The sequence below is a fragment of the Prevotella sp. E13-27 genome (assembly GCF_023217965.1).
Lineage (GTDB): Bacteria > Bacteroidota > Bacteroidia > Bacteroidales > Bacteroidaceae > Prevotella.
Genome location: NZ_JALPSC010000001.1, coordinates 857560 through 877885 on the forward strand (window position 1 = coordinate 857560; position 20326 = coordinate 877885).

The 20326-nt window shown below is 41.5% G+C and carries 21 protein-coding genes; 3 read left to right on the forward strand and 18 right to left on the reverse strand.

The window, feature by feature from the left end:
* Positions 1–4: 4 nt before the first annotated feature.
* From M1L52_RS03675 to M1L52_RS03685, 3 genes are read left to right on the forward strand one after another with little or no spacing between them, the layout of a single operon-like run.
* On the forward strand, positions 5–769 hold the full coding sequence (locus M1L52_RS03675; RefSeq protein ID WP_248613490.1) for a YaaA family protein: 765 nt from the start codon (positions 5–7) through the stop codon (positions 767–769).
* A complete protein-coding gene (locus M1L52_RS03680) occupies positions 766–1308 on the forward strand; it encodes a nitrous oxide-stimulated promoter family protein (RefSeq protein ID WP_248613491.1) in 543 nt (180 codons plus the stop codon). The genes M1L52_RS03675 and M1L52_RS03680 overlap by 4 nt, the downstream gene beginning before the upstream one ends.
* Positions 1295–3418, forward strand: coding sequence for an ATP-dependent RecD-like DNA helicase (locus M1L52_RS03685; RefSeq protein WP_248613492.1), 2124 nt, complete (start codon positions 1295–1297; stop codon positions 3416–3418). The genes M1L52_RS03680 and M1L52_RS03685 overlap by 14 nt, the downstream gene beginning before the upstream one ends.
* 153 nt (positions 3419–3571) lie before the next feature.
* Here M1L52_RS03685 and M1L52_RS03690 read toward each other — a convergent pair whose 3' ends face one another.
* From M1L52_RS03690 to M1L52_RS03775, 18 genes are all read right to left on the reverse strand, one after another.
* Positions 3572–4351, reverse strand: a complete 780-nt coding sequence (locus M1L52_RS03690) for a hypothetical protein (RefSeq protein ID WP_248613493.1) — start codon at positions 4349–4351, stop codon at positions 3572–3574.
* Positions 4344–4484 (reverse strand): hypothetical protein, encoded by a 141-nt coding sequence (locus tag M1L52_RS03695; protein WP_248613494.1) that lies wholly within the window; start codon positions 4482–4484, stop codon positions 4344–4346. Before M1L52_RS03695 ends, M1L52_RS03690 begins: the two co-directional genes overlap by 8 nt.
* Positions 4485–4498: 14 nt before the next feature.
* Entirely contained in the window at positions 4499–4912 is a 414-nt protein-coding gene (locus M1L52_RS03700; protein WP_248613495.1) for a secondary thiamine-phosphate synthase enzyme YjbQ, read from the reverse strand.
* 3 nt (positions 4913–4915) lie between these two features.
* Positions 4916–5479, reverse strand: coding sequence for a GNAT family N-acetyltransferase (locus M1L52_RS03705; protein ID WP_248613496.1), 564 nt, complete (start codon positions 5477–5479; stop codon positions 4916–4918).
* Between the two features lie 7 nt (positions 5480–5486).
* Positions 5487–6005: a GNAT family N-acetyltransferase gene (locus M1L52_RS03710; protein WP_248613497.1), complete on the reverse strand. Its 519-nt coding sequence runs from the start codon at positions 6003–6005 to the stop codon at positions 5487–5489.
* Positions 6006–6431, reverse strand: coding sequence for a hypothetical protein (locus tag M1L52_RS03715; RefSeq protein ID WP_248613498.1), 426 nt, complete (start codon positions 6429–6431; stop codon positions 6006–6008).
* Entirely contained in the window at positions 6428–7711 is a 1284-nt protein-coding gene (locus M1L52_RS03720; RefSeq protein ID WP_248614563.1) for a Y-family DNA polymerase, read from the reverse strand. The genes M1L52_RS03715 and M1L52_RS03720 overlap by 4 nt, the downstream gene beginning before the upstream one ends.
* A 163-nt stretch (positions 7712–7874) precedes the next feature.
* Entirely contained in the window at positions 7875–8909 is a 1035-nt protein-coding gene (locus tag M1L52_RS03725; RefSeq protein WP_248612889.1) for a tyrosine-type recombinase/integrase, read from the reverse strand.
* On the reverse strand, positions 8896–11436 hold the full coding sequence (locus tag M1L52_RS03730) for a tyrosine-type recombinase/integrase (protein WP_248613499.1): 2541 nt from the start codon (positions 11434–11436) through the stop codon (positions 8896–8898). The genes M1L52_RS03725 and M1L52_RS03730 overlap by 14 nt, the downstream gene beginning before the upstream one ends.
* A 204-nt stretch (positions 11437–11640) precedes the next feature.
* Positions 11641–12861, reverse strand: coding sequence for a DUF3883 domain-containing protein (locus M1L52_RS03735; RefSeq protein ID WP_248613500.1), 1221 nt, complete (start codon positions 12859–12861; stop codon positions 11641–11643).
* A gap of 10 nt (positions 12862–12871) precedes the next feature.
* Positions 12872–13174: a hypothetical protein gene (locus M1L52_RS03740; protein WP_248613501.1), complete on the reverse strand. Its 303-nt coding sequence runs from the start codon at positions 13172–13174 to the stop codon at positions 12872–12874.
* Entirely contained in the window at positions 13171–13608 is a 438-nt protein-coding gene (locus tag M1L52_RS03745; protein WP_248613502.1) for a LexA family protein, read from the reverse strand. Before M1L52_RS03745 ends, M1L52_RS03740 begins: the two co-directional genes overlap by 4 nt.
* Positions 13609–13619: 11 nt before the next feature.
* On the reverse strand, positions 13620–15602 hold the full coding sequence (locus M1L52_RS03750) for a PGN_0703 family putative restriction endonuclease (RefSeq protein ID WP_248613503.1): 1983 nt from the start codon (positions 15600–15602) through the stop codon (positions 13620–13622).
* 10 nt (positions 15603–15612) lie between these two features.
* Complete coding sequence (locus M1L52_RS03755; RefSeq protein WP_248613504.1) at positions 15613–17121, reverse strand: exodeoxyribonuclease VII large subunit; 1509 nt, start codon at positions 17119–17121, stop codon at positions 15613–15615.
* 35 nt (positions 17122–17156) lie between these two features.
* Positions 17157–18527 carry a DUF4236 domain-containing protein gene (locus tag M1L52_RS03760; RefSeq protein WP_248613505.1) on the reverse strand — a complete coding sequence of 457 codons (1371 nt, stop codon included), beginning with the start codon at positions 18525–18527 and terminating at the stop codon, positions 17157–17159.
* 1 nt (position 18528) lies between these two features.
* A complete protein-coding gene (locus M1L52_RS03765) occupies positions 18529–18963 on the reverse strand; it encodes an NUDIX domain-containing protein (RefSeq protein WP_248613506.1) in 435 nt (144 codons plus the stop codon).
* A gap of 246 nt (positions 18964–19209) precedes the next feature.
* Positions 19210–20100 carry a hypothetical protein gene (locus M1L52_RS03770; protein ID WP_248613507.1) on the reverse strand — a complete coding sequence of 297 codons (891 nt, stop codon included), beginning with the start codon at positions 20098–20100 and terminating at the stop codon, positions 19210–19212.
* A 15-nt stretch (positions 20101–20115) separates the two neighbouring features.
* Entirely contained in the window at positions 20116–20325 is a 210-nt protein-coding gene (locus tag M1L52_RS03775) for a hypothetical protein (RefSeq protein WP_248613508.1), read from the reverse strand.
* Position 20326 lies beyond the last annotated feature (1 nt).

A 20326-nucleotide genomic window follows, 5' to 3' on the forward strand; every position in this document is an offset into this window, starting at 1 on the left:
AAATATGCAGATAATACTCGCTTCCGCAAAGATAATGAATGACAAGCTAAAGTCTGTTCCTGGCGTTAGTCTGTCATTACCTCGTTTCAAGAATGAGGCTCAGGCTTTTGCAAAGGATATGGCTCAGTATTCTACAGAGACGATTGCCGAAATGCTGGGCTGTAGTCAACAGATTGCCGTTCAGAACAGGATGCGGTTAATGCGATTCTTTGAAGATTCCCCCAAACTTCCAGCTATCCTCGCTTATCACGGTCAGGCATACAAACATCTGAAGGCTGAAACGCTGAATGTAGATGACCTCACTTACTCACAAGGGAAGCTCTGGATAACCTCATTCCTCTACGGCTTGTTACGTCCGCTTGATGGTATTCTGCCTTATCGGATGGAAGGAAATGTAGAGTTACCCAGCGGAAAGGGGCAGAATCTGTTTGGGTTTTGGAAGAACCGACTGACAGACATATTTATTGAGGCTGTGAAAGCAGATAGTGGAACTCTAGTACATCTTGCTACAGAGGAATACCAGCACCTGTTTGACTGGCAGCGTGTCCGTAAAGAAGTCCGAATCGTTCAGCCTTTGTTCTACGTTAGAAAAGGTGGCGATTTGAAGATTCAGGCTGTTTGGGCTAAGACATGCCGGGGAGCCATGACACGATTCATCATTGAAAACCGTATCGACAACCCCGAAGATCTCTGTGCCTTCGGTTATGAGGGATTTACATACGAACCATCTTTAGGAGAACCAGATTATCCGCATTTCATAAAGCAATGAGCAGAATAGAACGAGAGAAGCAGACTGTCCGAAAGATGATAGAGCTTTATTGCCGTCATCGGTTGAACCAGGACACTATGCCAGAAGAATATCAACATCTGGCAGAGTTTGCTTGTCGCCGTCTAGATCATTGCAAGTATGGGGAAAATAAGACTGCTTGCAAGAAATGTCCCACCCATTGCTATGCCCCTAAAGAGCGTGAACAAATTCGTGAAATCATGCGCTGGGTCGGGCCTAGGATGATACTCTATGCTCCAAAAGATGCTCTTCACCATACTTGGGATAATATCAAGACATGGCTACAGTCGCTGTCATTCCGCACTGGTGTGATAGTATTACTATGCTGCATCCCTTTCTATATTCTATCCTTTGCCCAAATGCTACTCCCAATAAGTGCCGCTGCAAAAGGAGTGTTATGGACTATACTCTTCGGCCTGGCTAAGAGTTGTCAGTATGGCGGTCTTACAATTCTTGGAGTAGAGGGCTACAATAGGGTGAAGAATTGGATTAAACGGAGAAAAGACGATGGAGAAGATTAAGTGTACCATTGAGCGTATTACGTTCCAGAACCCAGAGAACGGCTATTCAGTCCTACAGGCTACCATCAAGGGCTATAGGGAAGAACAGACACTTGTGGGAACATTCCATGAGGTGACTGTTGGTGCTGTCCTTACGGTGGAGGGTACATGGAGAGTTGATAAGAGATATGGCCGTCAGTTTGCAGTAGAGAAGTGGACTGAGGAATTACCAGCCGACATCATAGGCATTGAAAAGTACCTGGGGAGTGGACTGGTGAAAGGAATCGGACCAAAATTCGCCAAGCTCATAGTCGCTAAATTCGGACTTGATACATTCAACGTGATAGAGAATGAGCCTGATAAACTGCTTGAAGTGTATGGCATCGGAAAGGGACGTGTGGCTAAGATACAAGCCTCATGGGAAAAACAGAAGGACGTAAAGGACATCATGGTATTCCTTCAGGGGCATGGTGTCAGTTCTACCTATGCCGCCAAGATATACAAGCAATACGGCAAAGAGAGCATAGAGAAGGTACAAGCCAATCCTTACTGTCTCGCTGATGACATTTGGGGCATAGGTTTCAAAACCGCTGATGGAATAGCGGAGAAGCTGGGTTATGAGAAGAATGACCTGAGAAGATGCAGAAGCGGAATATTCTACACTCTCAATAAGCTCTCAGAGGATGGCCATGTCTATTCCGAGCGTGAGCAGTTGATAAAGTCTGCCAAAGAACTACTCCAGGCAGAAGAAGAACCGATCACCCAAGCCCTCGATGACATGATAACCAAAGAGGATTTGATACTTGATGAAGAAGCGATATTCCTCCCACCGTTCTACTATGCTGAGATTGGAGTAGCCAGTAAGTTGAAGAGACTGTTGGAAGATTCGACTGGCAACTTGTTTGACGGGACACTCAACATAGAAGAAATCGTCAAGAAAACAGGAATCCAATACGATGACGTTCAAGTAGCAGCCATCCAACAAGCCGTCAAGTCAAAGGTGATGGTTCTAACTGGTGGCCCTGGAACTGGAAAGACCGTGACTACCCAAGGAATAATCGCAGCTCTCGAATCTCTGGGACAGGGCATCTTACTTGCAGCCCCAACAGGAAGAGCAGCAAAAAGAATGAATGAGGCCACAGGGAAAGAGGCCAAGACTATTCACCGCTTGCTCGAATACAATCCCGCAGAAGGTTATGGAAGAAACGACGAGAACCCCTTGGATGGTGGTGTCCTGATTGTCGATGAATCCTCAATGATAGACGTGATACTGATGAACTCTCTGCTGAAAGCCGTCCCATCACACATGCGCCTTATCCTCGTTGGTGACATTGACCAGCTTCCAAGTGTAGGCGCAGGGAACGTACTGAGAGACATCATAGATTCTGGTGTAGTCCCGGTTATCAGGCTCACTAAGATATTCAGACAAGCCCAAACCAGTAGGATTATCACTAACGCCCATAAGATTAACCAAGGCATCTTCCCAGACATTAGCAATGGCAGGGACGCAGATTTCTTCTTCATCAAACAGGAAGATCCAGAGAAAGCAGCACAGGAAATCGTCAATATCGTCAAAAACCGCATACCAAAGGCATATCACTATAGCACGAATGACATTCAGGTGCTGGCTCCGATGCAAAGAAGCGTAGTCGGAGCTACTAACTTGAACATCATTCTGCAAGAGGCCATCAATCCTGAAGGTGACTTCTTATCCCGTGGTGGCTTCAAGTATAGGAAAGGTGACAGGGTTATGCAGATACGGAACAACTACGATAAAGAGGTGTTCAATGGCGATATTGGTATAGTCCAGAACGTGAACATGGAAGATAGGTCTCTCACTGTCATCTATGAGGGGAGGGCAGTAGAGTATGAGGACAACGAGCTTGATGAAGTGACTCTTGCCTATGCTACTACTATCCATAAGTCCCAGGGCAGCGAATATCCTGTTGTGGTGATTCCCCTGCTGATGACTCACTTCGTCATGCTACAACGGAACTTAGTCTATACTGGTATCACTAGGGCTAAGAAAATCTGTATCATCGTCGGAACTACTAAAGCCCTAGCCTACTCAGTACATAACATGGTGGTTCTGAAACGGAATACCAAGCTTAAAGAAAGATTGACAACATAACACCGAAAGCGCGTAGGCATTGACAACTTATTCTGTACGGGATGTATCGTTGAGTTTCCTAGGTTCTAGACTACGCCGAATAAATAGCAAATGCTGTTAGATACTGCTGTCTGGGATAGATGGCAGTATTTCTTTTCCCACGTTTCTGAGGCTTTATTTGCTTTTCAAGTATCTACTCTTTAGCCAATTCTCGAAGCCTTCAGATGGATGGTATGGATTAGCCCAGTGCATGTAGCGGTTCAATAGCAGCCCGACCAAGGATGATGGTACTCCGTATTTCTTCGGCAGATGGTCAAGATGTTCAAGTTTAAGCTCACGGTTCCAACTATCTGCATTTGTATATGACTGTGCCAAACGCTCGACCCAAACACTTTCATAATACCACATCAATTCATCTTCTGTATTGGCCAGGGGATTCTCTTCCTCACCCTTATAGAACCTACATTTGGCTGTCAACTCAACCATACGCTGCTTAGTTCTACGCTGCAAGTTGGTCTCTCGTCTCTGATAATAGGTCTTATACCATTCCTTGAAGTTGGTGGACTGAGGATCAAGCATACCGCCCCAATGATAATAGCGGTTCCAGAACATTGCCTTCATTGTCAAAGGCGTACCGTCATTCTCTTCAAAGCCCTTGCAGCCATAGGCATGATATTCTTCTATATCGCCTTTGAAATGAGCATCACCCAAATTCGCTTCTACCCACCATTTTTCATATCCCCAGGCTGTTGAAGCATTCTGGAGGTATGCAATTTGTTCAGGTGGAAGCTTATATTCATACTTCATGCACTCTGGAGGTGGAAGATGGGATTTGTCTACTTCATGGGCAAACAGTTCCTTGGCAAATGGATCTTCTTCCTCGCCATTATAGTACCGACATTGAAGCATAAGGTACTTTCTCCTGTCCTCTACTGTATAGTTTTCCTTAGTCATTGATGAAATTCTTTGTGGTCATGTCATAGTACAGAGCTTCGAGTTCAGCCAAAGTCAACTTCTCTACTGAATGCTCGATGATACGGATAAGCTCGTCACGCCGTCCTTCTTCTGACTGTGTAAATCTTCCCATGTATGCCATTATCTCTATTCTCCTATTATCGTTACTACCAGTTTCCTTGCCCCACCATAATTACGGAACTCACAAAAGTAGATTCCTTGCCAGGTTCCCATATTCAGGTGTCCGTTGGTGATGGGAATGGTTATGCTGACACCGCTAAGAGTAGACTTTGCATGAGCTGGCATGTCATCGGAACCCTCCAAAGTATGCTCGTAGTAGGGCTGATTCTCTGGAACTAAGCGGTTGAAGATGGTTTCCATGTCAACCCTCACATCTGGATCACAGTTCTCATTGATGCTCAGTCCACAACTCGTATGCTTCGTGAAGATATTGATGATACCAGTCTTAGGTAGTTTCGGCAACTGGCTAAGTATCTCACTCGTCACCAAGTGAAAGCCTCTTGACTTGGGCTTTAGTGTTATTTCTATCTGCTGTACCATAGTCTATAATATCAAATGTTTCATTGGATGACCTCCCCATTGGTTGTCATTCACATATCGGAACCCTACGGAAGAATACAAAGTATCTCCTGATGTGTTCGCTTTATCCACTAACAGACCAACACAGGGAAGTCCCATGCTGTTAGCTCTTTCTTTTGTTGCTCTAATCAGTAGTTTAGCAATACCCCGATAGCGACACTCTGGCAAAACAGCCAATGAATCCAAATATAGTTCTCCTGCCTGTGTCTCATCATCCATTCCTGAGTGATCCTTGCCAATATGTTTCTTTGCAGCCTCGATGAAAGCTCGGCGCAGTTCATGCAGACGGCCACCATCATAGCTGACAGAGATTCCAACCACTTGATGATTAACCATAGCAACCAGAGTATTCTTGTAGCTGTACTGTGAATCCTCTCGTTCAACAAGCATCGTCATCATCTGACGGAAGTCCCCCAGTCCATAGCCATCACCACAGAAGTACAGACAGCAATCGTCTGTCATTGCCATCATTATCAGGCTTGCTATCTCTGTTGCCTGGTTCTTTGTTGCTTCTTGTATCTCTACCATATCATACTCAATCCCACCTCCAGAACTTTCTCAACTCATTGGTAATGTCATCCCAATCCTTCATCGTGAATGTACCTTCGCCTATTATCATTATGGTCATTTCTGTCACATCGTACTTCCGATAAAGATTTGTGTCCCGGAATCCATTACGAAGGTAGAACTCATACCTACGCTTCCTTTGAGTTATGTTGTCGCTTTCCTGTTTAGGTGATTCCATGTCAAGAACAAGAATCTTTCCCCTGTATTTCTCAATGAGAGTGGTTAGTATCTCCTGACCCTTACCCTGGCCTCGTAGTTCTGGTAACACAGCGAAGTACCAGTACCAGTTAAAAGGCTCATGTGGAAATACAATAGTGAAACCTATGAACTCTTCTCCCTCGTAGTAGGCAGTGAAGTCAAGGTGCATTTCTCCAATCAAGCGCACCAAGTCTTCCCAAGGTATTTGCTCGTCCTCTGGAAATGCCGTCTGATAGAGCTGCTTAATCTGCTCGTTGACGTTGGTTGCTGTTATCTGTTTTGTTGTCATTTAATATAGCTGATTATTCCAAGGAGGCAATACTCCATTTTTATATGTAGCTTCTGCAAGTAACAGTCTCTCAACTTCTACAGGATCATCCTCTTCTGTATCATACCAAAAGACTGAGAGAACAGACACCCCCATTTCTCTCATTTTCTCAGGCCAAATGCGTCTACGAGGGAGTTTCCCAAACTGATGACCATTTACCAGCCTGTCTTTTATTCCACCCAAGCCACACTTTCGATGAACTATTACACCATTCTCTTTCTTTCCAGAACGACCAATATATAATAGCTGTTCATTAGTCCATACAATATAGACCCCACTCTTATCAGTAGGTGCATTGCAGACAATTCTCAAATTATCGTCAGCATGAAATTCAAACTGCCCTGTATGACTGTATTTATTCAAAATCTCAAACATAGTTTTCTTCATTTTAGTTTAATCACGTCCGACCACCTCGTAGTTGGTGATGGACTTCTGAAATCATGTTTGATAGCATTGGCAAAAACATCAGCCTTGCCCTTGCCGTCTTTCCTTGTGTACTGCTGAGAACCAAGCACTATTGTTTCGCTTCCCTGCATTCTGTTTATGCGGTCTATCACTTCATCAAGCCGCTTCATCTTTTCAAACTGTTCAGCGTTAATATCAAATAGGTCTTGCTGGATAGGACTGTCAGCACCAATACCCATCACTATCACACCGGCTTTCTTATATTGATACCCCTGCCTATAGATTTTCTTTAGCACCTCATTGGCTGTTTCAATGATGGTAATTGAAGAACTGGTAGGTGTTATCAATCGTTGCTCCTGAAAGTTCCAGTACTGTGCAAGATCCTCTCTGAAGGCATTGGTATTGACAAATACACCTACAATAGAGGCTACTGTTTTCTGCTGCCTCAGTTTCTCAGCACACCTAGCAGCATAATTTGAGACATGGGTTCGCAGCGTATCGTAGTCGCTAATCATACCGTTAAAGCTCCTACTGGTACAAATGCTTTTCTTCTTTGCCATTTCCTCATTCGGCACGCAGTCCTCACCATTCAACTCTCGCCACGTTCTTTGAATGACAATGTTGTTGAATGTCAGCTTAACCCAATCGCCATTGTGAGCCGCAAAGTCATAAGCCGTCTTTACACCCAAGGCTTCGAGTTTGGCTGCATATCTTCTCCCGATGCCCCAAACTTCATCGATGGGGTACAGTTTAAGAGCTTTAATTCTCTTTTCATCGGAGTCAATCATGCAGCAGTGACGGTAGCCCTGGTACTTCTTAGCAAAGTGTGAGGCCATCTTAGCGAGAGTCTTGTTTGGAGCCAGACCAATACTGACAGGCATACCCACATACTGCTTAATCTTCTTATGTAAGTCCTCGCCCCACTTTTTCAAATCCAGATGCTCCATGCCGTCGAGGTAGATAAAACACTCGTCGATACTATAGCGGAAGTATGCAGGAACTTCTTGGCTGATAAGGCTAACTATACGCCCTGTCAATTCTCCATAAAGCTCATAATTGGAAGAGAATACAGCTATCTTCTGGTTTGGAAATTGCTGGGCTAACTGGAAATATGGTGTACCAGCCTTTATTCCCATCTTCTTGGCTTCATTACTGCGAGCCACTACGCAACCGTCGTTATTGCTCAACACAACAACAGGCTTGCCCTCCAGGTCTGGTCGAAAGACACGCTCACATGAAACGTAGCAATTGTTATTGATAATTAGTAATAATAACTGTTATTCCGAATAATTCTTTATTCCGAATTGTCTGAAAAAGTAATTCTGCATTTACTCAGTTTACAAGATTAATTCGGAATAACATAATAGTAAAATAGCCATCTTTTCAGTTTCTGGGATAGGGACCCCCTAATGGTAAACAGCCATCCTAAAGACCTAATAATCCTCTTAGTCCTCCTTGTATTTTATATTTCTTGGGCTGGTCAAGAGGCATATATTCCCTTTTTCTTAAGGCTGTTTCCAACTCTTCACGACTTATCCCAAGATATACACGGGTCGTTTCGAGACTGGCATGGCCAAGATATTCTGAAATCATGGCGATGTTTATCCCGTCCATGAACCAATGCGTTGCTGCGGAATGGCGAATCTGATGACTATGCATCTTCAAGGGTATTTCCGGACAGGTCTTATGTGCAGTGTAGGAAATGGCGTATAGTCTGGTGTTCACTGCATCAGCGGACATCTTTTCCGTTCGGCCCTTATGGCTTGAATGGAACAGATATGTCTTAGCATCATACGGAATAGAGAAATATGCAATATATGCCTTGAGTGTGTTCACGGTTTTCTCAGAAAGTATGAGGCAACGGTCTTTATTACCTTTTCCTTTGACAATGACATAGGGGGATCCGTGGTCCAGTATGAGGTCGCAAGTCTTAACGGACAGGACTTCACCGACTCTACAGCCTGTGTCATACATGAATGAGAAAAGTGCATAGTCGCGCTTTCCTGCTATAGTGTTGCAATCAATACTGGCAAAAAATGCTTTCATCGCCACTTTACTCAGAGGTGCGACGACTTTGCCTCTTCCGTGAGAAATCATCGGTATCTCGCAGGACTCTATGTACCTTTTCGCATATGCTATATCACGGGACTGAAGATATTTCAGGAGTGACCTTATCACTGTTAGCCTGTGATCCCTCGTACGGCGACTGCATGGTTTCCCTCCACGTCCATTTTGTAACCAGATCAGCCAGCTTTCCACAGTCTCACGGCTAAAACATATATCACTAAAACTGTCGACTGTGACAGATTTCTTTTCTTCCAAATATTCCACATAGAGGCGCATTACCTGCTTGTATGACATAACTGTTTGGACAGAATATCCACATGTCTTGGGAATATATACTTTCAGCCAAAGGTCTATATGACTGACAAGTTCTTTTGCTTGCTTAGATATTTTCATCGCTGTAAAAGTTTGAACGGTCTAATAATATGTCATTGAAAGTCTCAGCCTTGGCAGCCTTTATGTGCTCGGCCATCTTCGGGGTAAAATTGTAATAATACATCGTCATTTTGAAACTCGCATGCCCCATGCTTCTTGACAAGTAGGCAATGTGCTTGTTGAACAGTGCAGAATCAGCAGGGAGGCCATTGATGTTCTCTGTGGCATATCGATGTCTGAAATCATAGGCCACGGCATGTTCTTTGTTAAATTCATACCAACATTTTTGGAAATTGTAATCAACCCATTTCACGCTATGGTGCTCGTCTGTGGAAGTCGGGAAAAAGCACTTCCTTTTTGGTACGAGTCTCTCTATAGCTTTATCATATTCCATAAGCATTTTAAGCATTGAAGGATGGAGGGCCACCCGGTGCTCCACATACCCTTTCGTATGCCTGACATTGATGATGCCGTTTTTTAAATCCACGTCCTTTGTGTCAAGCAGACGTGCCTCAAATGTTCTCAGCCCGGAGGAGAGCAATAGCAAGAAATATATGGGCAGAGATAGTTTTGTGATTTCTGATTCAGGAGAGTCCTTAATTGTCAGGTGAGATAGCGAGAAAAAGAAATTGCACAGTTCGGATTCCGTAAATGCATGGGGCTTCTTCAGCAGAGTCTCTGTCTTCGGTCTTGTCGTAAGGACAGGACAACAAAACGTCCCATATCCCCTTCTATGGAGAAACTTGAGAAATGTACGTAACTCACTTACCCTCTTTGCTTTGGTACAGGCATTCTCCGAACTTTTCTGCATGCACCATCCGTCAATGATTTCCTGACAGAGATCTTTGCTGTCAGGAAAATTCACAAGACAGAATCTGTCGAAGTCATACAAATGATAGGATGCATAATAAGTGGGACTCCCCTTACATGTTTTCTTGTAATCCATGTATTCAAGGATATAAGGAGCGGCACAGCTGACAGGTATGGCATTCAAGAATTGCTTCTTTTTTGTCGGGACCTCATTGTTTGGAACAGTTGGTACATCGCATCCTCCCTCATGTAGGTATCGCAGGAAGCCTCTGATGCCTTGTATCCTGTGTTTGTAATAGTCTGCTGATTCTTTGGGAAAGGGTTGCATCCATAATCTAAGGATCTCAAACATACTGTTACCAATGCTCGTATCACATTCTTGGCAGAAGCTATCAAACGAGTGAAAAGCAATGTTCTTCAGATATGACCATTTGCAGGAATTGAAAGATTCTTGCCGGTATTGCGTGAGTATCTCGGAGAATCTGCATTTGAATGGCTCCATTGTAGGTAATACTTTAATGTAAGAACTGATGTCTAAAGCACACCCCCTCAAATTCTCAATATCTGCATCTATATATGGATTCAGGGATTCCAAGCTCACATGCCCCATCAGTTCACGGACAGTGTTCCTTTCTACATCATTCTCTATCAATGAAAGTGCAAAAGAATGTCTCATTGTATGTAGTCCTTGATTCCGCCCTGTTTCCTGTCTAATGCCAGTCTTTTTAAATATGTCACGAGCAATGTGTGAGATGCGTTTATGCTTTTGTCCACAGTAGGGCTTATTCGTTTCCACAAAGATGTTGTCTGTATTACATGTCGGACGTTCCGACAGTATATAGTCCGCGATGGCATTGCCGATGACCGATAACAGTGGAATTCGTATTTCTGTTCCCGTCTTTTGTTGGACGAACCGAATCTCCTCCTTATCTACATCCACGTCTTCGAATCTTAAATTGCTGATGTCACTCGCCCTCATTCCCATATAGAATGCCAGCATACCAATAGCCCTTTCCTTATAGGTCAGTGGCGTTTCTTCGCCGTTAAGACTTGCTGCTAAAATGTTGCACTCTTCCTTTGTAATGTAGTCAAACAGCTTTCTTTTGTGGGGGAATTCCGGAATCTTTGCCAAGAGCCTATGACACTCACCATTCGGATACATTGCTTGACAAATTGTCAATACCCGCATAACATGTCGGCTCACATGATAGCTGTTATGTCTTCCATACCTATCTCCAAAAACGGTTCGCACCATATATTCCGAAATTTCGTCCAAATCCTTCGCTCCCAAACGCTGGATATCCAGCAACAGAGATGCCATGCAGCCAGCCATTGTTTGGATACTACCTTCTTTGATTCGTCCTTCCTCTCGCTCCTTCTTGACGTATCTGTCTATCAACAATTTGAATTCAGGAGAAAGTTTGTCATAAGCTTTGGGGGATAAAGTAAACATACAGAGTTTACCCGTGTCAGGAAAGAAAATACCCTCTTCTTCAAAAGCCTTGAAATGACCAATTAAACGACGGTAGTCACGAATAGAATCTTTCTTGTAAGGACGTCGGGCCATCAATGCAGAATAGGCCTTCTCATAGGTATTCAAACTCTTGTCATTTTCGACGATATCAAATAAACTCTTGGCTACATACTGATACTTCCCTATATAACCATCACCATAATTCCTTGCCCTTAGCTTTTCATAGAAAGTGGGAAGGAGAATTTTCAATTTTTCTATATCCATAATCTTCTAAAATAAAGTGGTTAATATATAAACGCTTAACTAACTTTATTAGCATAAGGATTAGAAGAATAATGAAATCAAGATTGTTTATTCCGAATAGATTTCGTAGAAGTTTGCTATCTACAACACAGTAAATACTCAAATTCAGAATAACGAATTATTCGGAATAACAATTATCACAGTCAATGATGCCGTACATAAGTATTATTCCTTTAGAGATACTTTATAGCTTACAGGTTTTCCGTTCAACTCTTTAAGGCTACCATGAATCATTAGTAAATCTGCTTGCCTAGTAGCACTCTTGAAATTGTAAATCCTGTAAACGTAGTAATGTTCCTTGTTAAGTTCACTGTAGAATAGTTCATTGGAAGTGAAGTAGAAAGGCTGACCAACACCTCCAGTCGTAGTTTTTACCTCAATATATCTTGGGGTAATGCCATCATCCTCTACAGATTCTATGTCATAACCCTTCCCGTCACCTTCTTCTATTGAAGTGTGAATGACAGAGTGTGAGATACCAAGTTTGCTCAATCGCTCTTTCTCATAGATTACAGCCCATTCTTCACCTAATAGCCCAATGCCTCTGAATATTTCATCCTTCTTGGCATAGTCAACACCTTTAACTGCCTTGAACTCCCCAGAGAAACTTTCATTAACATGGGAGAACTGAGAAGCTTCTATCACTTTGGGACTGCTACTGGCAATAGGTTTCTTCTTATCTGACTTGGTGTAGGTGTTGTTATTAAAGTATCTGGCTACAGCATAGATGAAATCCTGAGTTAAAAGGTTATAGTTCTCGTCAGTATAGCTATGCGAAAGCATCCATTTATTGTATTCTGCAATAAACTCTTTTTCCTTCAGAAGTTCTTTCTTGACTTCTTCGCAGAGACTATAGAACTCAATAAATCGATCAACCTTGCCCGTCTCTTTACGCTTATACTCCACCATGCTTGCAAATGTCTGGAATATGCTGAACTTGTATATATAATGCGCCTTGGGGTAGTGCAGAGCCAAATAAACAGAGACGGCATGAATATCCTGAAAAGATTGTAAATTATCGCGCCCTTTCCAATCGCTATGACCCTCGTCTGCCATTGTCTTTACCAACTTGTCAAAGCCAGACATATAAGCAATCGCTCTTTCTTTTAGGGGTATAGTTTCATCGAAGAGGTTTGTCAGCAACTTGTCTGTAACATCTTGTTTCTCTTTGGAAACTTCAATCAGCATACCCAAAGGATAGTATGTTTGTGAATCGAGAAGATTAACATGCTTAGATAGACCTTGAATGGTGCGTGAAGTGATTGACCCCTCGACATGGAATGTGTTTTGGAAATGCTTTATAGCTTCCCATTTATAATCTTCGAGATTGTTTATATAATCCCAATTGGATATATAGGCGTTAATATATGGCTTTAGGTCTTTCATCTTTATCTGTTTAGAAATGAATCGTTGTTGTACCTGCCCACGTCGTATCAGCTGTTATTGTTATACGCAGCGATGCAGACTTTATATTGGCTTGAATCTTGGGATATAGGGAGTGTTCCTTTGATTCGGGGTACTCTGTAGTGTAGTCATTAACCTTTACGGAAAACAACTTGACACTATCAATTGTCACTTTTGGAAGTCCACAGGATTCATTATAGAAACCCTCCATTTCTGGGTAGCCTTCACCAATCACATCTTTCTCACAGCCTATAACCATGAGGCAAGCGGCAAACAATAACAGCAACTTCTTCATACTTTTTCAAATGTTCTAATCAAGTGAATAACAGTACCCCATACTTGAAATTCGTTTGGATCATCGACACGGAATACAGGGTAATCGTCATTGGCTGGACGCAATTCAATATAGCCGTCATTCTTGTGTGTCAGATCCAGGAACTTCATTGTAAAACCGCCATCCCACCATGCAACCACGATTGAACCGTCATGTGGCTCTACAGCTCTGTCGATGATGACCCTATCGCCATCAAACAGTCCTGCGTCTTTCATACTGTCACCCTCTACGTCACCATAGAACGATGCTTCGGGATGCCTGATGTAGTCACGGTTAAAATCAAGCGTCTCATGCCTGTAATCGTCAGCAGGAGAAGGAAAGCCTGCCGCAACTCCAGCATGTTCAAGTTCAAGTTTGGTGTCGAATACACCTCGTACTATCTTGATATTTCCCATATCACGTCTTTTTAATATCCGTATCTCAAATTTAGATACTGAACCAGTTTTGCATATCGTCCAGATTCATCTATCAGTTTAACAATATTCTTTGGCTCTATCCATTTGTATTTGCTCTGATCCAAAATCAAATTACGCCACGTTTCTTCTAATCCCATTTCCGAATATCTGTATCTACGATGGAGCAATGTCGCATTTTCCTTTGGCATTACATGAACGTGAACAAAATCATCTGCTTTGATTGGCTCAACAGATTTATGAGCTATAATTTGTTCTGCCCAAAGTGTCTGCCGCATCAACTGATAGAAGGGTTCTACGAAATACACGGTGTTTAGATAGCCACCAGATATTGCCTGCAACTGATTCGAGGCATTGATTAAATCTGTATATCTGCGTAGTCGCTCCTTGCCACTTCCCTCTGTGCCTGATTTGTCTATATTATATTCATTGCCTTCAGTATATTTCCATTCTATCGGAATCAGGATTTTATCACCTCCATTTATTCGGGCTATGATGACTGCATCAACCGATGTGCAGTTGGCTCCACGCTTAACGTATTTCTCATTCAGATAATCCTTGCTGCTTGTCACTTCAAATGCAATATAAGGACGAGATTTGTCACACTCGACAGGCTCTACATCTTCTACTTCATGGCCTACGAGCATTTGGGCTAATTTAAGAACCAAATCCCGATCGTATCTAATAGCAAACAGATGATTCAAACATGCTACTTGTGATGACAATATATGATTGGGAATACCGTTACTGCCCCAAAATACTATTTGTTCGTTTTTGAAATAATCAATACAATCATCTACAATATCTTCAAATATATTATTGCGAGAATCTAACAAGCAAAACTCCCATGTCTTATTCAAAAATTCTCCACCGCCACAATCACCATGAAACAAGGTTGTATTCTTCATCAATTCTAACTGGCGCACCTGCTCTTTCTTTTTGTAATTGCTTGATGTCCTTTCCGTAGAATTGTTTGAATACTTTGGCATTGATGTGTGCTGTTCTCTACTTGGCAAATCATACATTGCATCATTTATGATGTCAATTTTAGAAATGTCTTTCAAATCCTCTATGGTTTTAGGAGAGAACAGGAACTTCACATAAACCTTACCGTTATTAGGGTCTGTAACATCACCGAAAACGGATTCTACGGTTTTGCATGAAACCCTTGGGCTGTTCCAACGGGTAGCATCGTCAAACATATACCCTCCAACTGTTTGTTTTGGAGTACAAAGAGTATCGTAAGCATTATTATCAAGGGTAATAATATAGAACTCAGGTTTACTGGCCATCTGATCCATTCTCACATGCTTCAATTCTTCGGGAAAATCAGGATCCAGGTCACTGAGATTATTTAATATGGCCTTAGTTTCTCTCTTGAAGATTTCAAAGTAATTATATTTTCCAAACAAGTAAAAGTCCTCAATGTGTTTCCTTATACCACTATCTCCACCTACAGCTTTTCGACCATACTTTAGTTCAATAATGGCAATACGATATGGACTTTTCTTTGTAATCGCTATTATGTCGAACCTGGCATTAAAATCTAAATGCTCTACATCCGCAGGTCTGCGCCATTCTACATCGGTGCAATACCATTCAGATTCTACATTCCTATTATTCTTTATGAACAAGGCAGACTGCGATTTTTTCTCTTCGTTGCTTTTCTTATCGCTATTGGCCTTTATTGTATCATAACAGCCGATAATCTTTTTTCTAATCTCATCCTCAGAACATAGGGTAAGCATCGGCGAATTGCTAATACCAGTGAAATAGTATTCATTTATTTCACACCTAATCATGTTTCCCTGAGTGTAGGAAACCTTTGCTATGCTGATATTATTATAGTAGATGTTTATGTATTCATTCCTGATGGCAATGAACAACTCATTTCTATGCTGCAAATACAGTTCTTTGTATAAACAGCTTTCCTTGAACTTATCGACGAAACTGATTCCTCTGATTGACTTCTTCATAGGCAGTTGCTTATTTGAATAATAAAACAGCGAAGAAAGCGATTGCAGCAATAATTGCAATTATTTTCCAAAGGGTACTACCACTATTGGATAGTGCCTCAGATAGTTGCTTCTCCAGTTGACGTGCTTTGTCTTTGGCTTCATTCAAATCTTTGTTAGCCTGAGTATTCTGTGCTGTCAGCTTCTCCATCGACTTTTGAAGTTGACCGTTGGTTTCCTGCATCTTTTTCAGGCTCTCGTTGAACTCTTTTGACTGTTTTGTGCTGGCATCATTCTGTGCCTTCAGTTGAGCCTGGAGTTTACCTAACTGCTCAGAATGGGTCTTTGTCAGTTCCCCAAGTTTCTTTTGTAACTCTTCATTCTGCTTGTTACTTTTCTCCAGTTGCTCCTTATGCTGTTTCTGTATAGCTTCTACTTGCTCATTATGCTTCTTTGTGGCCTCATTCTGTGCTTTGGTTAGTGCCTGGACTTGCTCATTATGTTTTTTTGTTGCTTCTTCTTGGGCTTTAGTCATTGCTTGCACTTGTTCCAAATGCTTTTTATTGGCATCCTCTTGGGTCTTTGTGAGTTTTGCTAATTTCTCCTGTAGTTCTTTGTTCTGCTTTTGACCAGCCTCCAGTTGTTCCTTAAACTGCTTCTTAATCTGCTCAGTAATGGCGGCACGAGATTTGGTTTTCTTCTCCGATACTATTTCCACCATTTCAGAGAAATATTGTCCTAATCCCTGTGGAGTTGCAGTCCATTTGTCTGCAACCTGACGTAAGAATATCTTTTCGTCCTTATGACCTACACCAGAGATAAATGGTGTTTTCAGCCCTACAACAGTCTCAATGACCTCTGGTTTGTCAACATCAGTAGTTGAGTCAATACCACCACCCCGAACCATAGCTATAGCATGATAGCCTAACTGATCCAGTTGTTTTAGCTTCGTGCAAAGAAGCTTTGTCTGGGTAAATACTACCCTGTCCTCAATTAAGTCAAGTGCTACCCTCGCCGCCTTGATACCATCTTCAAAGTCCTTCAGAGTGATGGATGTCGCTGCTATCAGGAGGGCAATTTTGGGTCTTGTCTCATTGAATAAGAGAGATTCGAGGATGCTATCAACGTTCTTAAATCCATCGGACACTTTACGTTGACGGTATTCGATGCGTTTTACCTCGTTCTCGTCGATGACCTGCTCCTTAACAATTTCTACACGAGACACATTTAACTCCAGTTTAATCTCGCTTTTAGGAGTTATCTTACGTCCCAGGGTGCCAAGAATCTCGACCAAATTGCCTGGAGTAAGTTCTTTCCGTTGGGCATCACTTATCCTAATAGGTAATTCTGAGGATGACTTTTCATCACGCAAAGTATCATAATAATAGCCTTGGTATGATGTGCCATTGCCTACCAAATAAAGTCCTCGAATACACACGATTTTGCCACTCGCCTGATTATTCTGGTGAGCTAAAATGTCATTGAAGATACCTATAATCTCCGATGGCGTATATTGTTGAACTGTTATATTTGCTGGCATTACAGTCTAAATTATAATTAATGACGTTACAAATTCTATATTTGTAGACTTTCTTTTTCTCTTTGCTCTATTTTTCTGAGCCTTTCTATTTCTTCATTGCGAGTCTTTTCTACTTTTGCGAGTTCTGCTTTATGTAATTGTTCTATACGTTCTTTCTGTTTTCTTTCTTCGCTTAACACTTTTATCTCAGCATTACATTTCCTATCTATGTATGTTATTCGTATCTGCTCGAATTGTGAAGTTTTCGCATCAACTTCTCTTCCGAAAACACCATATTGAAATGCTATTTGACAGTTATTATAGTTCCATGCTTTAGAAAAAGGAGAATCAAAGTCTTTTATTTCTTTTCCATTTGGCACACCGTACTTAGTAACAAACAATGGGTATAAATCCTTTGAAATGTTTTTTTCAATTATTACTTCCAAAGAACCAATAATATCATCAATACTGCTGATAATACAATCACATTCATAGTTTATCCCATCTACGATTAACGTTTTCTGAACGAAGAAAGATTTATAATTATCATATTCATCTGTTAGTTGCCAATTAGCAATATCGTGCTTTGCTATACCCTCTCCAATTCTAATGTCATTAAACGCTAAACTAATAGCAACATCCCTGTTTCTGTCTGCTCTTTCACTAAAAGGAATTATGATGGTTTTCAATTTCTTTAGCATCGCATACTCTTGGCAGGAAGCCGCAATCCATAAAAAAACTGTTATAATTGTAATTATAGTAACTATAACGCCCCCTTCATAGGTTCTTGGCCATGAGCTGAATAAGCTCATAAATTCGCCGAACATTGCAAATAATGGATATAAACAGAAAAAGGCAATGATATCAGATATGGCCATTCTGACCTGATGGCCTTTTTGAAAATGCTTAACCTTTGCGTCGAAATCATTTTTTATCCATTGGAAAGCAAAACTTGCTGTTTTTGAACTATAGTCAACCTTATCATAAAGAACCGTCCAACAGACAATATGTATCAAAGCGGTTAAAAGGCTACAAGCTATCATCCACCACCCGTACATAAATAGAAAAAGACCCAATATTGGAGTCAATAATGCAATTAAGTATGCAATAGAGAAGTTCGTTTTGAATACAGGAATCCTTATGCCTTGTTCAGATACGAGAAAATATCTATGATTAAACAAATTCGTCTCTACCGATGAATTGGAGGTGTTAATGATATAATAACTCCCAGTAGACATAGATGGGCCTGATATTCTTTCACGGCTATAAATGCCTGTTCCGGGGATGCCAGTGTTTAAATAAGTTCCATTTGGACCAAATGTTACACTCGCTCCACGAACACCGACTGTAGTGCTTATCCCACTCTTACTAAGATTTAATCTTATGCCAGGGAGTATTTTTATGCGTTTTCTAAATCTCCATCCCATATCAATCTATATCATTATAGCATTTAATAGCATCACTCATTATATCATCGTGATCAAAAGCCAACTTGGGTAGTGCATCAAGTGGGAACCATTGAGCTTTAGCAGCATCATCTTGGCCTTTTACCTCACATGGAGAGTCAATGACAGCCAGATAAGCAACTGTTACTGTGCGTCCTCTTGGGTCTCGATCAACCTTAGAGTAGGCTCCTATCTGTCGTAGCCCCTGGATCTTCATGCCAGTTTCTTCTTCCAGCTCACGAATAGCGCATTGTTCCGTAGTTTCATCCATATTCAGGAATCCTCCAGGAAAAGCCCAGCAACCTTTGAATGGGTCTGCACCTCGCTCTATTAGCAGTACCTTCGGACAGTCCTCTTTGGTGATGACCACACAATCTGCTGTAACTGCTGGTCTTGGATATTTATATGAATACGCCATAGTTCAAAAGATTACCATCCGTTATCACCAAATCCGTCAGTGGGGAAGTCATCTGGGTCAGAAAAACCGTTCCAGCCGTCCCTTTTTGATTGGATTATTGGTACATTATCATTTATTACACTACCATATTTGCTAAAATAGGAATCACATTCGTGGCAATGGAATGTCTGTTTTCTAGAATTCCATAGCCCTATATCCGTCGAACCACATACGGGGCAAATCTTATTCTGATTATTATTCATAAGCCTACCTCCTTTTCCATCTGGTCATGCCACCCATAGGAGTATAGATGATATGCACCCACTCACTATTATTACCTGATCCTACATAGGATTTCTTTTCACTTTTAGCAGTTCTGATAGTTTCCCTCTTTTTGAAGAATCCTAATTTAGAATTGGGAGAGAGATCATCAAGGTCAAACTGGAAAACCTCTATCCCTTTTGTTTTGCCATCTTCTTTATATCCTGCCATGTTCCATCCCACACTATAGTTGGTTACGAACTTGATGACTTTGTTTTCATACACAAAATGAACTTCCCAAATTTCGTCATCATCGTCATCTAACGATGGTGGTTCAAGTATATTGGCAAATACTGGTGGAACTATCTTGCCCATATAACTCTCCCAAAAGACAAACACATCTTTATATTCCTCCTCATCCCTTAGTTGTTGCCAAGCAGAAAGCCCTACAGGTACTATAAGTCGATCTCCCTTACGTTCCATTCTTTTGGGATTTGAAGGGTGTGCAGGCTGTTTATCTAATTGGAATATGTCACATTTGAAGTCCTTGATTGGCTGCTCAAACACATGGGGATTTTTGACAAACACGAATTTGTCTGTGCTAATAGGCCAGTTCTTTGTTCTCGTACCAGCAATTGAAACTATCACATAACCCAGATATTTGTTTACAGGATATGTGTTCTCTGGCAGATTCCCAAAGAAAAGCTCATTCATAAACTTCCTATGGACTTCATTTCTAAAATCCAGAGGTTCCTTTGTGAACTGCTGAGATACACCATCCGCATATATTAGTATCTTCTCGCCCTCTTTAATGTCATCCCATCTGCTAGGAATCGTTTGGAGAGCACCGCAAATAACCATGCTTGCGTAGGGTTGTTCTAATTTCAACTTTCTCATATGCTAATGGCAAGTCTAACATTCATCGTTTAATTTCTCAATCGCCAGTTCTTTTATGGCATTACACCAGTTTACAATGTCAACAGTAGATGCAAACTCTAACGTGACATGAGTGTTGTCGATGGTCATGCACAGTTCGGAACCATTATCTGTTGATAGTATCTCACATTCAATGCTCTCGTCATCGAAATTGGAGAATTGTTTTATGTATCTCTTATTTGCCATA

Bases quoted from the DNA above. Each gene is read 5' to 3' on its own strand.
- M1L52_RS03675 (WP_248613490.1), top strand. From the start codon at position 5: ATGCAGATAATACTCGCTTCCGCAAAGATAATGAATGACAAGCTAAAG.
- M1L52_RS03680 (WP_248613491.1), top strand. From the start codon at position 766: ATGAGCAGAATAGAACGAGAGAAGCAGACTGTCCGAAAGATGATAGAG.
- M1L52_RS03685 (WP_248613492.1), top strand. From the start codon at position 1,295: ATGGAGAAGATTAAGTGTACCATTGAGCGTATTACGTTCCAGAACCCA.
- M1L52_RS03690 (WP_248613493.1), bottom strand. From the start codon at position 4,351: ATGACTAAGGAAAACTATACAGTAGAGGACAGGAGAAAGTACCTTATG.
- M1L52_RS03695 (WP_248613494.1), bottom strand. From the start codon at position 4,484: ATGGGAAGATTTACACAGTCAGAAGAAGGACGGCGTGACGAGCTTATC.
- M1L52_RS03700 (WP_248613495.1), bottom strand. From the start codon at position 4,912: ATGGTACAGCAGATAGAAATAACACTAAAGCCCAAGTCAAGAGGCTTT.
- M1L52_RS03705 (WP_248613496.1), bottom strand. From the start codon at position 5,479: ATGGTAGAGATACAAGAAGCAACAAAGAACCAGGCAACAGAGATAGCA.
- M1L52_RS03710 (WP_248613497.1), bottom strand. From the start codon at position 6,005: ATGACAACAAAACAGATAACAGCAACCAACGTCAACGAGCAGATTAAG.
- M1L52_RS03715 (WP_248613498.1), bottom strand. From the start codon at position 6,431: ATGAAGAAAACTATGTTTGAGATTTTGAATAAATACAGTCATACAGGG.
- M1L52_RS03725 (WP_248612889.1), bottom strand. From the start codon at position 8,909: ATGAAAATATCTAAGCAAGCAAAAGAACTTGTCAGTCATATAGACCTT.
- M1L52_RS03730 (WP_248613499.1), bottom strand. From the start codon at position 11,436: ATGGATATAGAAAAATTGAAAATTCTCCTTCCCACTTTCTATGAAAAG.
- M1L52_RS03735 (WP_248613500.1), bottom strand. From the start codon at position 12,861: ATGAAAGACCTAAAGCCATATATTAACGCCTATATATCCAATTGGGAT.
- M1L52_RS03740 (WP_248613501.1), bottom strand. From the start codon at position 13,174: ATGAAGAAGTTGCTGTTATTGTTTGCCGCTTGCCTCATGGTTATAGGC.
- M1L52_RS03745 (WP_248613502.1), bottom strand. From the start codon at position 13,608: ATGGGAAATATCAAGATAGTACGAGGTGTATTCGACACCAAACTTGAA.
- M1L52_RS03750 (WP_248613503.1), bottom strand. From the start codon at position 15,602: ATGAAGAAGTCAATCAGAGGAATCAGTTTCGTCGATAAGTTCAAGGAA.
- M1L52_RS03755 (WP_248613504.1), bottom strand. From the start codon at position 17,121: ATGCCAGCAAATATAACAGTTCAACAATATACGCCATCGGAGATTATA.
- M1L52_RS03760 (WP_248613505.1), bottom strand. From the start codon at position 18,527: ATGGGATGGAGATTTAGAAAACGCATAAAAATACTCCCTGGCATAAGA.
- M1L52_RS03765 (WP_248613506.1), bottom strand. From the start codon at position 18,963: ATGGCGTATTCATATAAATATCCAAGACCAGCAGTTACAGCAGATTGT.
- M1L52_RS03770 (WP_248613507.1), bottom strand. From the start codon at position 20,100: ATGAGAAAGTTGAAATTAGAACAACCCTACGCAAGCATGGTTATTTGC.
- M1L52_RS03775 (WP_248613508.1), bottom strand. From the start codon at position 20,325: ATGGCAAATAAGAGATACATAAAACAATTCTCCAATTTCGATGACGAG.